A 13,874-nucleotide genomic window follows, 5' to 3' on the forward strand; every position below is an offset into this window, starting at 1 on the left:
CGCCTGCCGGTCAACTCAGGCGTACAGGGGCGTCGTTCGGGGAGGACGAAAGATGTCGTCGCCAAGGCGCTCCGGCGGTGGGGGCGGCGACAGGGCCAGACGTGTCGTTTCGGATGTGAGCGGGCTTGGAACGGCAGTCGGAGCACTCGGGGACTGCCACCGGGGCACCGGCACGGCCCCGGGGGCCTGGGACCCGTCGTGGCACGCCCGCATGGTCGGGCCCTCGGGGCTGGTGTCGGAATCGGTGTGGGCGCAGGTGCACGGCCCGTCGGGATTGCGCGGACACATGTCGTGCTGGGCATGCGCACACTGGTGGGTGCCCAGTGCTTCGTGGGCCGCCTGCAGGAGGCCCTGAACGGGTCCCTGCATCAGCAACGCCCCGACGACCAGGGCGGACAGAATCCGCCCCCACCGAGGAGGCCGGAATGTGTGCAATCCCGAACGCATGATGGACGGAAATTCCGGAAATGAGCAATAATCGTTACGTCCTTTCACGCTCGTGGATCAACCTGCGCCTCCTGTTTCCGTGTCATTCAGCGTATTTTCGTGGAGGCAGGGGCACACTGAAACATTTTGGCCCCCAGTCCCCCATACCCTCCACACCACCGTTGCACTCATCCCCCACGCCTCCATGGACCGCAAAACGTTTCTTAAGCATCTGGGATGGGCCGCCGTGGCGCCCCTGGCGCTGACCGCGTGCACCCCGAGCCGGTCGACCCCTGCCTCCACTTCGGCCCCCGACACGCTCGGCGTACACACCCTCCCCGAGGATTTTCCCCCGCTGGACAAGTCTGAGGAGGAGTGGCGACGCCTCTTGACGAAAAGCGAGTACCAGATTCTTTTCGAGGCGGGAACCGAGCCGCGCAGGTCGAGCCCGTTGCTCGACGAAACCCGGACCGGGACCTACATCTGCGCGGCCTGTCGCCTGCCGCTGTTTTCGTCGAAGACCAAGTACGAGAGCGGAACGGGCTGGCCAAGCTTCTGGGCTCCGCTCGACGGCCAGGTGGACACGAAGAAGGACACAAAGCTGGGCTACACCCGCACCGAATACCACTGCGCCCGCTGCGGCGGCCACCAGGGCCACATCTTTGAGGATGGCCCGGACCCCACTGGCCTCCGCTACTGCAACAATGGCCTCGCCCTCTCCTTCGTCCCGGCCGATGCCTCGCTGCCCGACCTTCGCACCTGACGCACGCCGACCGGCCCGGCGTCACGCGCTCACGCGTCCGGAGACGCGTCGTCCGACGACGGCGCATCGACGGCGTGGGCCTTCAGCACCTCCAGGTCCACGGCCTTGAGCGCCGCCTCGCTGGTGGCCGCCAGGACAACGGGCGGGGCCACGCCGGCCTCCATCGCCTCCCGCCACCGCGCCGCACAGAGGCACCACCGGTCGCCCGGCTCCAGCCCCGGAAAGTCCATCTCTGGGCGCGGCGTCATCAGGTCATTGCCCTGGCGCTTCGTGTACTCCAGGAACGCCTCCGTCATCTCGGCACACACCACGTGGCTGCCCGTGTCGCGCGGCCCGGTTCGGCAGTGGCCATCCCGGTAAAATCCGGTCTCAGGATCCATCGAACACGCGCGAAGAACCCCGCCGAGGACGTTTTGCGATTGCTGAACCTTCATGGGACGGGTTGATTTGGGAGCACGTTAGTGAGTCGTTCGGAACCATCCGGGCCATCCCCAACGCGCTGGCGGGGCCGGAGTTTTTCTGCGAGCCGCAACGGGGGAACCTGCGTCCAGCCCCCTTCCAGACGCCATCGCGGGGACGAAAGCGCTTGCGTTCGTCCGAACGGACCCTTTTTTCGCATTCCCCCTGCACACTTTCGGGCCCCCACTCATAAGATCACCGACCAAAATCGGGATCGTGGCCCCGCGCCCGCTTCGATTCTGCTCCCCAATCCCCGCGCCGTTCCATGCCCAGTGACTCTCTCCGCGTCGGCGTCCTGACCGGCGGGGGCGACTGCCCCGGCATCAATGCTGCGCTCCGTGCCGTAACCAAGAGCCTCACCCTCCAGCACGATGCGGAGGTGCTCGGCTTCCTGGACGGATTTCGCGGCGTCGTGGACCGCAACGTCGAGCCGCTCCACTACCGCGATGTGAGCGGCATCCTCACCCGGGGCGGCACCATCCTCGGGGCGAGCAACAAGGCCGACCCCTTCAACTACCTTCCCCGGGGCGGCGCCGACGTGTCGGCCCAGGTGATGAGGACCTACCGCACCCTCGACCTGGACGCCCTCGTGGCGATTGGCGGCGACGGCACCATGTCCATCGCCCACCGCCTCACCGACCTCGGCGTCGACATCGTGGGCGTGCCCAAGACGATCGACAACGACCTGGTGGGCACCGACCGGACGGTCGGCTTCGACACGGCCGTCAGCACCGCGACCGACGCAATCGACCGCATCCATACGACGGCACAGAGCCACCACCGGGTGATGATCGTCGAGACGATGGGCCGGTACTCGGGCTGGATTGCGCTCCACGCGGGGGTCGCCAGTGGCACCGACGTGATTCTTCTGCCCGAAATTGAGTATGAGGTGGAGACGGTTGCCGACGTATGCCGCGACCGGGAGCGGAGTGGGCAGCGCTTCACGATCGTGGCGGTGGCGGAGGGGGCCCGGCGCAAGGAGGGCGACTACGTGGTCCAGGAGCGGGGCGACGAGTACACCGACTCCATCCGCCTCGGCGGCATCAGCCGCGTCCTCGCCGACCAACTGCGGGAGCACCTCGACACCAGCATCCGGACCACCGTCCTCGGCCACATGCAGCGGGGCGGATCCCCCACGGCATACGACCGCACTCTCGCCACGACCCTCGGCACCCGCGCAGCCACCCTGGTCGCGGAGGGAACAACGGGCGTCATGGTTGCCGTCCAGAACGACGCATTCACGCAGGTCCCGCTCGACGAGATCGCCGGCAAGACCCGCACCGTGCCCCTGGACGACCCGCTCATTGCTTCGGGGCTGGATGTGGGCACGTCGTTCGGGGTCGCCGTATCGGACCTATCGGAGGCAGCCTCCCACAGCAAGCCTGCCTCTCCCATCCAGCCCTAGCGGCAACCGCACTGCCCTTCACTCCGAAACACTTTTTCCCTCGCCCATGCCCGACGCACCCGCCATCGATGACATCACGACCGCCCTCGAAGCGTGGGCCCCGCCCGGGTCGGCGCAGGACTACGACAATGTCGGCCTGCAGGTGGGCGATGCGTCTCGATCCGTCACGTCCGCCGTGCTGGCCCTCGACGCCACGCCGGCGGTGCTGGCGGAGGCGAAGGCACACGACGCCGAGCTCGTCGTGACCCACCATCCCCTCCTCTTCCGGCCGCTCGACGGCGTGACGGCCGACGGGTACGTGTCCAACCTGGCCCTCCAGTTCGCGGAGGCCGGCATTGGACTCTACAGCATTCACACCAATCTCGACGCGGCGCCGGAGGGCGTCTCGTTTGCACTGGCCGAGCGCCTGGGCCTCACCGACGTCGGCTTTCTCGACGGCTTCGCGGACACGCTCTACAAGCTGGCCGTCTTCGTGCCGGAGGACGCGTTCGACGAGGTGCGGCGGGCCCTCGCCGACGCGGGCGCCGGCCGGATCGGCGACTACGAGGCCTGCGCGTTCGCGTCGGAGGGCACCGGCTTCTTCAAGCCCGGGGCCGGCGCCGATCCGCACATCGGCACGGCCGGGGGCGACGTGGAGTCCGCACACGAGCGCAAGCTGGAGGTGGAGGTCGCCCGCTGGAACTTGAGCTCCGTGATGGCCGCCTTGCAGGAGGCCCACCCGTACGAGGAGGTGGCCCACGACCTCTACCCGGTCAAGCAAAAGAACTCGCGGGCCGGGCTTGGCGCCCTGGGGCACCTGGAGGCCCCGATGCCGCTGTCGGCATTTCTCGACCGCGTGGCGACGCGCCTCGACGCCGGAAGCCTGCGATACGCGGGCGACCCCGACGCGACCGTCGAGCGCGTGGCCGTCTGCGGCGGCGCCGGGAGCGACTTCATTGGCACGGCCCGGGGCGCCGGGGCCGACGCCTACGTTACCGCGGACGTCAAGTACCACGAGTTCTTCGAGACGCTCGGCCACGACGGCACGCCCCAGATGGCCCTCGTCGACCCCGGCCACTACGAGACCGAGGCCCTCACCGAGGCCCTGCTCCGCGACCGGCTGCGGGAGACGTTTCCGCAGGTCGACTGGCACCGGACCGACACCACCACCAGTCCCATGCGCACGTTTGTGTCCGCAGGGGATGCAGGAACCGTGTCTTCTTGAGCATCACCGCCAGCGTTGGCGGCACGTGCCGTCACAGAAACCGTCACAGAAATGGCCGTAGTGCGTGATGCGTAGTGCGTGATGCGTATTGCGTGATTGTTGTGCCCCCACCGAGGCTACCGAGCTCCCTGCAATACGAAATACGCAATACGAGATACGCAACACGAAATGCTCGGGAACGCCAGTACCCCTTCCCGCCGCCCGTTTCGTAGCCGTTTGGCAACCTCCCCTGGTGTTTTTGCACGAAATGGAAGAAGTCCCATATGGAGGTACGAACCTCCGCCCAGTGTGAATGTACATGTTGGATGGTGTTCATCCGCGCTCAAATGATTAAAAACAGCTAGTCTATGCCGACTGCTCGAAAGAAAAAGACGGATGTGGAAGATCAGCTCCGTGCCCTGGTCCGGCTCCAACATATTGACAACCGGATTGACCAAATCCAGAAGCTCCGCGGCGACCTCCCCGCCGAGATTCGCGACTTGGAGGACGAGAAGGCGGGCCTCGAAACGCGCCTCGACAACTACGAGGAGGAGGTTCAGGAGCAGAAGGTGGCCAAGCGGCAGGCCGAACTCGACATCAAGGAGGCCGAGGGCCTCATTGACAAGTACGAGGAGCAGCAGCTCGAAGTCCGCAACAACCGCGAGTTCGACGCGCTCACGAAGGAGATTGAAAGCCAGGAGGAGCGCATCGCCGAGGCCGAAGAGACCATCGAGGAGGCCGAGGAGACCATCGAGTCGAACGAGGGGGCCATCGAGGAGACGCAGGAACGCCTCGACGAACTCGAGACGGTGCTCGACGAGAAGCAGGACGAGCTCGAAGAGGTGGTCGACGATACGGAGGACGAGGAGAAAACCCTCGAGGAGCTCCGAGACGAGGCGTCCGAGAAGGTGGACAGCCGCTACCTCAAGGCCTACTCGAAACTCCGCGATCGCCTCCGCGACGGCCGGGCCGTCGTGCCGCTCAAGCGAGGCGCCGCCGCCGGCTTTGCGGTCCCGCCGCAGCGACAGGTCGAGATCCGGAAGCGAAAGACCGTCGTCGCCTGCGAGCACACCGGACGCATCATCGTCGACCAGGACCTCTACAACGAGACGGTCGACGAGATGAAGGAAACGCTCGACCTCTAGAAGCGCAGCCGCCCGCCGGGGCCGCTGCGCTTTTTTGCATGGGCCGCGTTGTGGGGGTACGCAGGACCTTCTTCCGGCCGGCACGGTACATACGAGGGACGTGCGAATCGGGTCATCGCTCCGTCGCATCCCGTCCATATGTGGTCGGGACGGCGGTGAGGAAAGTCCGAACACCACAGGGCCCCGTACTTCCTAACGGGAAGGCGTGCCAGTCGCCACTGGCGCGACGGCCCGTGCAACAGAGAGCAGTCCCGCCCCGGCGGCCGTCGGGGTAAGGGGTGCAAGGGTGCGGTAAGAGCGCACCGGCGTTCTGGACGACCGGAGCGGCCCGGCAAACCCTACGGGGTGCAAGGCCAAGCGGCACCGGCCCCGGTGACCACCGGGGCAGAAGGCTGCCCGCCTCATCGGTGCAGGTAGGCCGCTTGAGGCGACCGGCGACGGTCGTCCCAGATAGATGATGACCTCCTCGTCGTCCGGCGCGGCGCCGGGGCGAGCAGACCAAATTCGGCTTATAGATTTGCACGATCCGCCCGAACACGAGCGGCAGTCCCGAGTCGGGGCTGCCGCTTTTTTGTGTGTCCCCGTCCCGAAGAGAAATGGCGAGATGCCCAAAAGGCACCTCGCCGTCCACGTTGTCCGGCTCTACCGGCCGCCGCCGAATGCCCGAGGGCTAGTTCCCACCGCCCCCACTCTGGCCGCTTCCGCCGCCCGGACCGCCGCCCTGACCAGGAAGCGGTGCGGCGCCGCCTCCCTGGCTCGGGGGCGTCTGTCCCTGCTGAGACGGGGTGTCCTGGGCTCGCTGCTGGATGACACTCTCCTGCTCGCCGGTGTCGATAAAGAAGTTGGTGATGACGCACAGGGAAATAAAGACCGCCGCGAGGGTCCATGTCGCCTTCTCGAGCATGTCGGGGGCCTGTCGGGTGCCGAGCACCTGGCGGGTGGCCCCGCCGGAGGCGATGCCCGAGAGGCCCTGCCCCTGGCCGCTCTGCATGAGGATCACCAGGATGAGAACGGCCGCAATGAGGGCGATGAGGACGACCATGAATGAAAACATGTTGACCCGTCCGCTTTGTCAGAAAGAAGTTGATGGCGGAAATGCTTGTGTACCTCAACGACGGCGTACGCTACGGGGCCGCGGATGATTCGTTCAGGTGCGCCGCGGCGTAGACGAGCGCAGTAACCGTCTTCATGTCCCGGAGGTCTCCGTGGCGGGCCCGCGCAAGTGCCGTCTCGAAGTCCACCTCGACGACCTCCACAAACTCCCCGTCCGCGAGGGCCTGCGTCCCACGGTCCAGGTCGTGCGCGGTGAACACGTGGATCTGCTCGTTGCTGTAGCCGATGCACGGGTAGGCCGTCCCCACGTGCTCGAACCGCCCGGCCTGCCACCCCGTCTCCTCCTCCAGTTCTCGCGCCGCCACGTCCGCGGGGGCCTCCCCCGGCTCGTCAATCTTGCCGGCCGGCACCTCCAAGAAGGCACGCCGAGGCGGATAGCGAAACTGGCGCACCAGCAGCGTCCGTCCATCCTCGAACACCGGGACGATGGCCGACGCACCCGGGTGATCGATCCACTCGCGGACCGACGTCTGGCCGTTGGGCAGGCGCACCTCGTCGCGAAACGCCTTTAGCAGGGCCCCATCGACGAGTTGCTCGGAAGAGAGTTGAGCTTCGGTGAGATCACTCATCGGACGTGCGGCAGAAGAAGGCACGGTACGGGGCGGGCGCATCGCCGCGTTGGACGACGTCCCGGTGCCCATGGCAGCGGCTCAGTTGGGACCAGGTACGAGGCGACGGACGCCATGCTCCTCCCCGTCGTGGTTTTCATACAACGTGGTCTTCAGGAGTGCGGGACCGGTCTTCAATGGTAAGTGGCCCGATCGGACTGGGTCCTTGCCGTTTTCCTGCGTGTAGAAGGCACGGGGAACGCATTGAGGGTTTTCGTCAGGCGTCCGCCGCGGCCATTTCTCGTCTCTCCATTCAATGAGCTGCGTTCTTTATGCCTGTCTCCCGTTTACTGCGCTCCCGCGTGCTTTCGGACCTCGCGCTCGCTGCCACGTTCGTCTCGGGCCTGCTCTTCTTCGGGGGATGCGACGCGTCGGGCGGGCTTCTGAGCAGTCCGCCACGGGGCCTCGAATACGGACTTGAGCATCCCAGATTGGCCCCGGGCGACTCCACTGCCCTCCGGCTTACAAACAACCGGTCCTCTCCTGTCGGGTACAACCTCGCCTGTTCGCGGGCGGAACGGAAGACAAGCGATGGCTGGGTCGACGCCAACGTCCGACGTTTTGAAGCCTGCGCCCAGTACCTAGCCGTATTGAAGTCAGGCGGGACGGCGGCCACCCAAGTTCGCATCGACAGCACCGCCGAGGAAGGCGTGTACCGATTTGAAGCACGTGTCGAGCTGGACAGTGCCCCCCGGTCGGTCTTCACGGATCCATTCCGCGTCGAATAGGGGTGAAGGGACATCCGTCCGAGCCCCGTCTAGAATCCCCACCGACAGGCCGACTCAATTCCCCTGGGCCGTGATGACGGCATGTAGCGCCGCAATGCCTGCCGTCTCGGCCCGGAGCCGGCGTGCGCCGAGCGACACCGGCGTGGCCTCGGCCTCAACGGCCGCCTCGACCTCTGGTGGTGCGAATCCCCCTTCCGGCCCCACGAGCACGAGGGCCGACGCACGCTGTCGTGTGTCGGCCGCCGCCTGTTGAATCGGCACAGACTCTTCTCCCGCGTGACACACGAGCCGCGTCTCCCCCACGTCCCCGGCAAGGAGAGGCTCGATCGACTGCGGGGCCGCAAGGGCCGGAAGGCGGCTGCGGCGACACTGCTTCATCGCAGCCACCATGACGTTCCGGAGCCGCTCCTCCCGAATGGCGTCCCGTTCCGTCCGCCGTGTCCGCAGTGGCACGACGCGCCGCGCGCCCAGCTCCACCGCCTTCTCCACGAACGTTTCGAAGCGCGACCGCTTTTTCAGGATGCCCAGGGCCACCGTCACGTCCATGTCGGGCTCGCCCACGTTGTCCCGTTCGTCCGTGATCGTCCCCACCACTTGGTCCGGCCCCACGTGATCGATCCGTGCGCGGTACCAGCCGCCGTCCCCGTCGACCACGGTCATGTCGTCGCCCGCCTCCCCCCGCAGCACGGTTCGCAGGTGCCGCGCTTCCTCTTCCGGAAGCACAACGCGGCCGGCCCGAATGGCGGAGGGCGGGGCGTAAAAGTTCGTGGTCATTGCGCGCGACGGCTGTGGGGATGGCTCTGTACTGCCCCAACGAATGCGGCACGCCAGGAAACGGTCCGTTGCTCAGACTGGCGACGCTCAGAGCCCGACGGAGAGTCCCAGGTGCACGCGTCCGTTGGCCGGACTCTGCACCTGTGGGTTGAGGGCATAGCTGGCCGAGATGCGCCCGAGGGCCGTCCGCAGCCGCATCCCCAGGCCGTAGCCGGGGTGCCAGCCCTGCGTGGCCGTCGTGGCCCCCAGTGCCGGGCGCTCGACGTATCCGAGGTCGAAGAAGGCGTGCGCGTACGAGGCCCGATCCAGCTGCAGGCGATACTCCATGAGCCCGCGCGCCACGACATTCCCCGCGAACCGGTCCTCGTTGTAGCCTCGAAGCGAGGCCGCCCCGCCGAGCCGGAACAGGTCGCTCCGGTCGTAGTCCCGGCTGAGAAGTACGGAGCCGTCGCCCCCCGCAACAAAGACCTGCCGGTCGAAGAGCGGGAGGTACGTTCGCACGCGCCCCCGGAGGCGCTCTTGGCGGAACGAGTCGGAGACCCGCGTCGTGTCGCCGGAGGCCGCAACGCGGCGGAGCCGGCGCTCCTTGCGGCCCTGCGAGAGTTGGACGTTGAGCGAGACGCCACGCCGCGGATTCCGAGAGCGGTCGAGCTGCCGGTAGCGCACGCCCACGCCATAGAACAGGGTCGTGGCCCGAGGAATGTGCTGGCGAGCGCCGCGCACCGGCGTGCCCGCCGGGCCGGGCCGCACCGCTTCGCGGCTGAGGGTGGCCGTCAGTTCCAGTCCGTTGCCCAGCCGGTACCCGCCCTCAAGTTCGTAGACCCGCTCCCCGTACGTCGAGTCCCGCTGCTCGCCCCGAAACCGGCCGGCCAGCCGGACCGGACGCCCAAACAGGTACGGATCCGCGACGGAGACGTCGACAATGCTCGTTCGTCCGGGCCGCCGGTCGAGGGCAAATTCGGCCCGTCGCCCCCCGCCAAACAGATGCTGTAGCACCAGGTGCCCGCTGCCCACGAGCTGTCCCGAATCACGGGTCTGAGACGCGGGCAGGTAGCCGAGCACGGCGTCGAACGCCCCCGGCGGGGCCTCCTCGATTGGAATCTGAAGAACAGCCCCGCCGTCGTCCGCAACCCGCAGCTGGGGAGGCCCGACCGTCTCAAAGAGGTCGTGCGCTTGGAGGCGACGCTGGATGGCGTCCGGGTCGTAGCCGCGCAGGGATTTGTTCTCCTCCAGTCCCGCCAGGTACGCCAGGAGCTCCGGGGTGGCACGGGCGTCGTCCGGGGCCTCAACACGCCGGAGCCACAGCGCGGGCCCCTCGTCGATCTGGAGCGTAACCCGGAGGGCGGCCCTCTCGGCCGCGGGGGCCATCGTCTCCGCCACGCGTATCTGCGCGAGCGGGTGACCGGCCTCCTCGTATCGATCGAGCAGCCGGTGGATGTCCGCCTCCAACCGGTTGGGCCGGAGCGGCGCGCCCTCCTCGGTCTCCATGAGCGCGCGCAGTTCGGTCGCCGGCACGGCGCTGTCCCCTCTGAGACGAAGCGTCCCCACCCGCACCTGCGGCCCGCGGCGGGCATAGAATCGAACGTCGGGCCCGGCGCTGCTCGTATCGACGGACGCCGAATCGAGCGTCGCGTGGTAGTAGCCGTCCCGGCGCAGGTGACGGAGCACACGCCGCCCCACGGCCTGCAGGCTGTCAATGGGGGCCGTTGCGACCGTGTCGGGCCACGCGGCACGGGTTCCATCGAGGACGAGGTGCCACTGCGCCGCTTCGGTCTCCGGCGCGGGGGCGGCGGTCTGGGCCGCTGCGCGGCGAAGCCCCCCGCTACAGAACAGCCCCACGAGCACGAGCAACACCGCCCCGACCGTCGGGTATACGACATGTCGTCGGTGACCACTCATGATGCTGCTCCGCGTGATGACGCTCGTCCAGCGCGCTGCTGTGCCCCTCCTCGCCCTCGGACTCATGAGCCTTGGGGGAAACGCAGACGTTACATCCGTCGGATCGTTCGAACCCACCAATGAACCACGGGTTGCAGCGGCGTTCGAATCCCCGCCCGATACGCTGCGGGCGTCCGCCGAACCGGGCACCCCGCTCCTCCTCACACTCCCGGCGGAGCTGGACGGGAATTCCATCGACCGCTATTCGCTCCTGCGGGGCCCGGCACTGAGCGGGGTCGCCGGACGCTCCTTCGCCTGGATTCCCGAGGGCACCGAGCCGGGCACGCACGAGGCCCTCCTCCGCCCCCACGCCCCCGACATGCCCGCGGACACGCTCGTCCTCCGCATCGACCTTCACTCTTGACCGGAACCGGGGGCGCGACGCGTTTCGCATCGTCGTGGTTCGGACGGAGAGACGCCTCGCTGAAGCCCACCCAACCCAAAACCCTCAACCCTTAACGCTCACCCCTCAACCCTCAACGCCCTTCCCATTCCTGAGCTTTCCCCCACCGACCGGCAGCGTCAGGCGTTCCGCACCGACTTGCTCGATTGGTACGACACGCACAAGCGGTCGATGCCCTGGCGCGAGACGGACGATCCGTACCGCATCTGGGTCTCGGAGATCATGCTCCAGCAAACGCGGGTCGACACCGTACGGGACTACTATCACCGCTTCCTGGAGGCGTTTCCCACGGTCGAGGCCCTCGCAGACGCCGATCGAGACACCGTCCTGAAACACTGGGAGGGCCTCGGGTTCTACGCCCGGGCCCGCCACCTCCACACGGCCGCCCAGCATGTCGTCGACGAGCACGACGGCACCGTCCCCAGTACGATGGATGCCATTAAGGACCTGAAGGGCGTGGGCCCATACACCGCCGCCGCGGTGCTCTCGATCGCGTACCGGAAGCCCCACGCCGTTCTCGACGGCAACGTGACGCGCGTGCTGAGTCGCGTGTTCGCGGTGGACGAGGACGCCACCACGAGCGCCGCCGAGGGCCACCTCCGCGACCTCGCCAACGAACTCCTCGACCCCGATCGCCCCGGCGACTTCAACCAGGCGATGATGGAGCTCGGCGCACTGGTCTGCACCCCCCGCACGCCCCACTGCGACCGCTGCCCACTCAACGCGGTATGCCGCGCCCACGACGCCGGAACGGAGGAGGACTACCCCATCACCCCCGAGTCCGAGCCGGTGCCCCACGAGGACATCGCCGTGGGCCTCGTGTTCGACGACAACGACCGGCTCCTCATTCAGCGCCGCCCCGACGAGGGGCTGCTCGGCGGGCTCTGGGAATTTCCGGGCGGGAAGCAGGAGGGCGACGAGTCGATGGAGGCGGCGTGTCGGCGGGAGGTCCGGGAGGAACTCGGCGTCGGGATGACGGACGTGGAGCCCTTCTACACCCTCTCCCACGCCTACTCCCACTTCAAAATTACCCTCCACGCCTTCCGCGGCCGCCTCGCGGACGGCCCGCCCGAGGCCCGCGAGGACCAGCCGTTCCGGTGGGTCACGGTCGACGAACTGGACGACTATGCCTTTCCCCGGGCCAACCGGCGGTTGATAGAGGAACTGGTGCGGCGGCAGACCGAGCCCTCGCTCTTCGATTGAGCGGGACGGGCCTACTCGTCGATCCCCTCGGCCTCCACGGCCTGTCACATTCCCGATGCCCCCGCCTCGTCCTCCCCGAAGAGCGTCGTCCCGAGGGCGCCCCCAATTGCGCCGAAGATCGCGAACACGACGACGTTCAGCAGCAGGAGCGCAATCCCGGTCGCGGACAGAAGGCCGGGCGCGTCCCCCTGCATCTGCTGCATCATTTCCGGGGACATCCCCTGGCCGCCCATGTTCTGCATGAGCTGCTCCTGCACGTTCTGTTGGATCGCCTGGGAGTCGAGCCCGAGCGGGCGCAGCATCACGTCGAACAGGGCGGAGAAGACGGCCCCGGCCGCTCCGGCCGACGCCCCGAGCACCGCCCCGTCCCCCGACGCAATGGCCCCCGGGCTCCGGGCCGCGTACTGCTGCGTGGTGACGATCCCGCCTACGATGACGCCGAGGCAACAGATCGTGTTAATGAGCCCGAGGTAGGACGTGCTGAGAAGGCCGGTGACGACGGCACCGACCAAGATCGATTGCTGTCTGGGGGTCATGGGGTACGAGAGACGTGTTGTGCGGTTGAACGAGTGGGGTCCTGCGAAGACGCGGCGTGCCCCGGAGAAAGGTCGCACGAAATTAAGCATGAGCACCGCCAACTGAAAGGAGGGCGCTCCTATTCCGGACCACCCGTGCCGGAGGCCCGTGCCTTCCGGTGGAGCAGTCGGGCCGTGACGTAACTGGCCGCCACACTTCCAAAGAGGAGCCCGGTCAGGATGCGGCTCGTAGGCCCGTTGCCCCAGAGCTGCAACAGGGGCCCGCCCCAATCGAGCCCGAGCGGGACGAGCGCCCCCAAGAGCACGTACCGACCGTACGCCCCAAGCACAACCCACAGGTTCGTCCCCCAACCCGTCCCCAGCACCCCCACGACGAGCCCAACATAAATGCCGCTGCACCGGTCACAAAGCGCCACCGGGACGCCCCCGAAGTGGGGCGAGCGCCCCGGCAGCTGATGACACACCGGCGCGAAGCCCTCCCGCACCACAGCCTGGAGCGGAGCCGGCAGGATGGGAGGCAGCATCGCTAGAATGAGCACCCCGCTCGTGGCCGCCAGGAGGCCGTACCAGACGAGTCTTGTGCTGCGTGCGTTTGCCATGCATTTTGGAGAGGTCGGCATCGCTTCTAGCCAGGCCAGGATCGGGCCCAACTTTGCCTCAACTCACACATCAAGGCCGCCTCGTTGTTCGGAACGCCAGCGCGACACGACGCGAAGGGCCACCCCAGTGTCGCTAAGGGATCTTCACCCTGAGCCTCACCGCAATCAGGAACACAGAAGGGGACCCGGTGTTGACTAGCGTGGAGTTGCTATCACTCGCCACTGGTGAGTGATAACAGTCTCCGGAGCCTCATCCACACATCCCTCACAAGGCATTCCGAACAGATCATGACGAGCATCAAACCTCTCGGCGACCGCGTCGTCGTCCAGCCGAAACCGGCCGAAGAGAAGACCGAAAGCGGTCTCTACATCCCGGATTCGGCGAAGGAGAAGCCCCAGGAGGGAACGGTCGTCGCGACCGGTCCGGGCCGCGTCGAAGACGGCACTCGGATCGAGATGACGGTGGAAGAGGGCGATGATGTCCTCTACGGCAAGTACGCCGGCACCGAAGTGACGCTCGACGGTGATGAGTACCTCATCATGCGCGAGAGCGACATCTTCGGCGTCGTTGAAGGATAACGACCCGGCCGT

16 protein-coding genes and 1 other RNA gene are annotated in these 13,874 nt (G+C 67.3%); 9 read left to right on the forward strand and 8 right to left on the reverse strand.

Translation table 11 applies throughout. The features are described from left to right. Positions 1 to 15: 15 nt before the first annotated feature. Complete coding sequence (locus SRU_RS11110; protein WP_013062439.1) at positions 16 to 447, reverse strand: hypothetical protein; 432 nt, start codon at positions 445 to 447, stop codon at positions 16 to 18. A gap of 184 nt (positions 448 to 631) precedes the next feature. Between SRU_RS11110 and msrB the strand changes: the two genes are divergently transcribed. Further along, positions 632 to 1,189 carry a peptide-methionine (R)-S-oxide reductase MsrB gene (gene msrB / locus SRU_RS11115; RefSeq protein ID WP_011404837.1) on the forward strand — a complete coding sequence of 186 codons (558 nt, stop codon included), beginning with the start codon at positions 632 to 634 and terminating at the stop codon, positions 1,187 to 1,189. A gap of 29 nt (positions 1,190 to 1,218) precedes the next feature. Here the strand turns inward: msrB and SRU_RS11120 are convergent, their stop codons facing one another. After that, positions 1,219 to 1,623, reverse strand: a complete 405-nt coding sequence (locus SRU_RS11120; RefSeq protein ID WP_011404838.1) for a DUF2237 family protein — start codon at positions 1,621 to 1,623, stop codon at positions 1,219 to 1,221. Positions 1,624 to 1,913: 290 nt separating this feature from the next. Here SRU_RS11120 and SRU_RS11125 point away from each other — a divergent pair, with 290 nt between their 5' ends. From SRU_RS11125 to rnpB, 4 genes are all read left to right on the forward strand, one after another. Then, entirely contained in the window at positions 1,914 to 3,053 is a 1,140-nt protein-coding gene (locus tag SRU_RS11125) for a 6-phosphofructokinase (RefSeq protein WP_011404839.1), read from the forward strand. Positions 3,054 to 3,099: 46 nt separating this feature from the next. Beyond that, positions 3,100 to 4,257, forward strand: coding sequence for a Nif3-like dinuclear metal center hexameric protein (locus SRU_RS11130; RefSeq protein ID WP_231847123.1), 1,158 nt, complete (start codon positions 3,100 to 3,102; stop codon positions 4,255 to 4,257). 347 nt (positions 4,258 to 4,604) lie between these two features. Continuing rightward, entirely contained in the window at positions 4,605 to 5,381 is a 777-nt protein-coding gene (locus tag SRU_RS11135; RefSeq protein ID WP_011404841.1) for a zinc ribbon domain-containing protein, read from the forward strand. A gap of 99 nt (positions 5,382 to 5,480) precedes the next feature. Then, positions 5,481 to 5,909, forward strand: an RNA gene (rnpB, locus tag SRU_RS11140) — RNase P RNA component class A. Between the two features lie 142 nt (positions 5,910 to 6,051). Here rnpB and secG read toward each other — a convergent pair. After that, positions 6,052 to 6,435, reverse strand: coding sequence for a preprotein translocase subunit SecG (gene secG / locus SRU_RS11145; RefSeq protein ID WP_011404842.1), 384 nt, complete (start codon positions 6,433 to 6,435; stop codon positions 6,052 to 6,054). A gap of 70 nt (positions 6,436 to 6,505) precedes the next feature. After that, positions 6,506 to 7,063, reverse strand: coding sequence for an NUDIX domain-containing protein (locus tag SRU_RS11150; RefSeq protein ID WP_231847124.1), 558 nt, complete (start codon positions 7,061 to 7,063; stop codon positions 6,506 to 6,508). A 311-nt stretch (positions 7,064 to 7,374) separates the two neighbouring features. Between SRU_RS11150 and SRU_RS11155 the strand changes: the two genes are divergently transcribed. After that, positions 7,375 to 7,830 (forward strand): hypothetical protein, encoded by a 456-nt coding sequence (locus tag SRU_RS11155; RefSeq protein ID WP_013062443.1) that lies wholly within the window; start codon positions 7,375 to 7,377, stop codon positions 7,828 to 7,830. A 54-nt stretch (positions 7,831 to 7,884) separates the two neighbouring features. Here SRU_RS11155 and SRU_RS11160 read toward each other — a convergent pair whose 3' ends face one another. Beyond that, the gene (locus SRU_RS11160; RefSeq protein ID WP_011404844.1) at positions 7,885 to 8,604 is read right to left on the reverse strand and encodes an RsmE family RNA methyltransferase; all 720 of its coding nucleotides are present in this window, start codon (positions 8,602 to 8,604) and stop codon (positions 7,885 to 7,887) included. Positions 8,605 to 8,691: 87 nt separating this feature from the next. Beyond that, complete coding sequence (locus SRU_RS11165) at positions 8,692 to 10,503, reverse strand: BamA/OMP85 family outer membrane protein (protein WP_011404845.1); 1,812 nt, start codon at positions 10,501 to 10,503, stop codon at positions 8,692 to 8,694. Here SRU_RS11165 and SRU_RS11170 point away from each other — a divergent pair. Then, on the forward strand, positions 10,502 to 10,906 hold the full coding sequence (locus SRU_RS11170; RefSeq protein ID WP_011404846.1) for a hypothetical protein: 405 nt from the start codon (positions 10,502 to 10,504) through the stop codon (positions 10,904 to 10,906). The genes SRU_RS11165 and SRU_RS11170 overlap by 2 nt on opposite strands. Before the next feature lie 177 nt (positions 10,907 to 11,083). After that, complete coding sequence (gene mutY / locus SRU_RS11175; RefSeq protein WP_011404847.1) at positions 11,084 to 12,148, forward strand: A/G-specific adenine glycosylase; 1,065 nt, start codon at positions 11,084 to 11,086, stop codon at positions 12,146 to 12,148. Positions 12,149 to 12,192: 44 nt separating this feature from the next. Here mutY and SRU_RS11180 read toward each other — a convergent pair whose 3' ends face one another. Both SRU_RS11180 and SRU_RS11185 read right to left on the reverse strand, forming a co-directional pair. Beyond that, positions 12,193 to 12,684 (reverse strand): hypothetical protein, encoded by a 492-nt coding sequence (locus SRU_RS11180; RefSeq protein ID WP_043552502.1) that lies wholly within the window; start codon positions 12,682 to 12,684, stop codon positions 12,193 to 12,195. A 119-nt stretch (positions 12,685 to 12,803) separates the two neighbouring features. Beyond that, positions 12,804 to 13,283 (reverse strand): DUF2085 domain-containing protein, encoded by a 480-nt coding sequence (locus SRU_RS11185; RefSeq protein ID WP_013062445.1) that lies wholly within the window; start codon positions 13,281 to 13,283, stop codon positions 12,804 to 12,806. 288 nt (positions 13,284 to 13,571) lie between these two features. Here SRU_RS11185 and groES point away from each other — a divergent pair, with 288 nt between their 5' ends. After that, positions 13,572 to 13,862 carry a co-chaperone GroES gene (gene groES / locus SRU_RS11190; protein WP_011404849.1) on the forward strand — a complete coding sequence of 97 codons (291 nt, stop codon included), beginning with the start codon at positions 13,572 to 13,574 and terminating at the stop codon, positions 13,860 to 13,862. The last annotated feature ends 12 nt before the right edge of the window (positions 13,863 to 13,874 follow it).

This window comes from Salinibacter ruber DSM 13855 (assembly GCF_000013045.1).
Classification (GTDB): Bacteria; Bacteroidota; Rhodothermia; order Rhodothermales; family Salinibacteraceae; genus Salinibacter; species Salinibacter ruber.

What these genes read in the sequence shown, in the direction of transcription:
- SRU_RS11110 (WP_013062439.1), bottom strand. Translation starts at nt 447, where the DNA reads ATGCGTTCGGGATTGCACACATTCCGGCCTCCTCGGTGGGGGCGGATT.
- msrB (WP_011404837.1), top strand. Translation starts at nt 632, where the DNA reads ATGGACCGCAAAACGTTTCTTAAGCATCTGGGATGGGCCGCCGTGGCG.
- SRU_RS11120 (WP_011404838.1), bottom strand. Translation starts at nt 1,623, where the DNA reads ATGAAGGTTCAGCAATCGCAAAACGTCCTCGGCGGGGTTCTTCGCGCG.
- SRU_RS11125 (WP_011404839.1), top strand. Translation starts at nt 1,914, where the DNA reads ATGCCCAGTGACTCTCTCCGCGTCGGCGTCCTGACCGGCGGGGGCGAC.
- SRU_RS11130 (WP_231847123.1), top strand. Translation starts at nt 3,100, where the DNA reads ATGCCCGACGCACCCGCCATCGATGACATCACGACCGCCCTCGAAGCG.
- SRU_RS11135 (WP_011404841.1), top strand. Translation starts at nt 4,605, where the DNA reads ATGCCGACTGCTCGAAAGAAAAAGACGGATGTGGAAGATCAGCTCCGT.
- secG (WP_011404842.1), bottom strand. Translation starts at nt 6,435, where the DNA reads ATGTTTTCATTCATGGTCGTCCTCATCGCCCTCATTGCGGCCGTTCTC.
- SRU_RS11150 (WP_231847124.1), bottom strand. Translation starts at nt 7,063, where the DNA reads ATGAGTGATCTCACCGAAGCTCAACTCTCTTCCGAGCAACTCGTCGAT.
- SRU_RS11155 (WP_013062443.1), top strand. Translation starts at nt 7,375, where the DNA reads ATGCCTGTCTCCCGTTTACTGCGCTCCCGCGTGCTTTCGGACCTCGCG.
- SRU_RS11160 (WP_011404844.1), bottom strand. Translation starts at nt 8,604, where the DNA reads ATGACCACGAACTTTTACGCCCCGCCCTCCGCCATTCGGGCCGGCCGC.
- SRU_RS11170 (WP_011404846.1), top strand. Translation starts at nt 10,502, where the DNA reads ATGATGCTGCTCCGCGTGATGACGCTCGTCCAGCGCGCTGCTGTGCCC.
- SRU_RS11165 (WP_011404845.1), bottom strand. Translation starts at nt 10,503, where the DNA reads ATGAGTGGTCACCGACGACATGTCGTATACCCGACGGTCGGGGCGGTG.
- SRU_RS11180 (WP_043552502.1), bottom strand. Translation starts at nt 12,684, where the DNA reads ATGACCCCCAGACAGCAATCGATCTTGGTCGGTGCCGTCGTCACCGGC.
- SRU_RS11185 (WP_013062445.1), bottom strand. Translation starts at nt 13,283, where the DNA reads ATGGCAAACGCACGCAGCACAAGACTCGTCTGGTACGGCCTCCTGGCG.
- groES (WP_011404849.1), top strand. Translation starts at nt 13,572, where the DNA reads ATGACGAGCATCAAACCTCTCGGCGACCGCGTCGTCGTCCAGCCGAAA.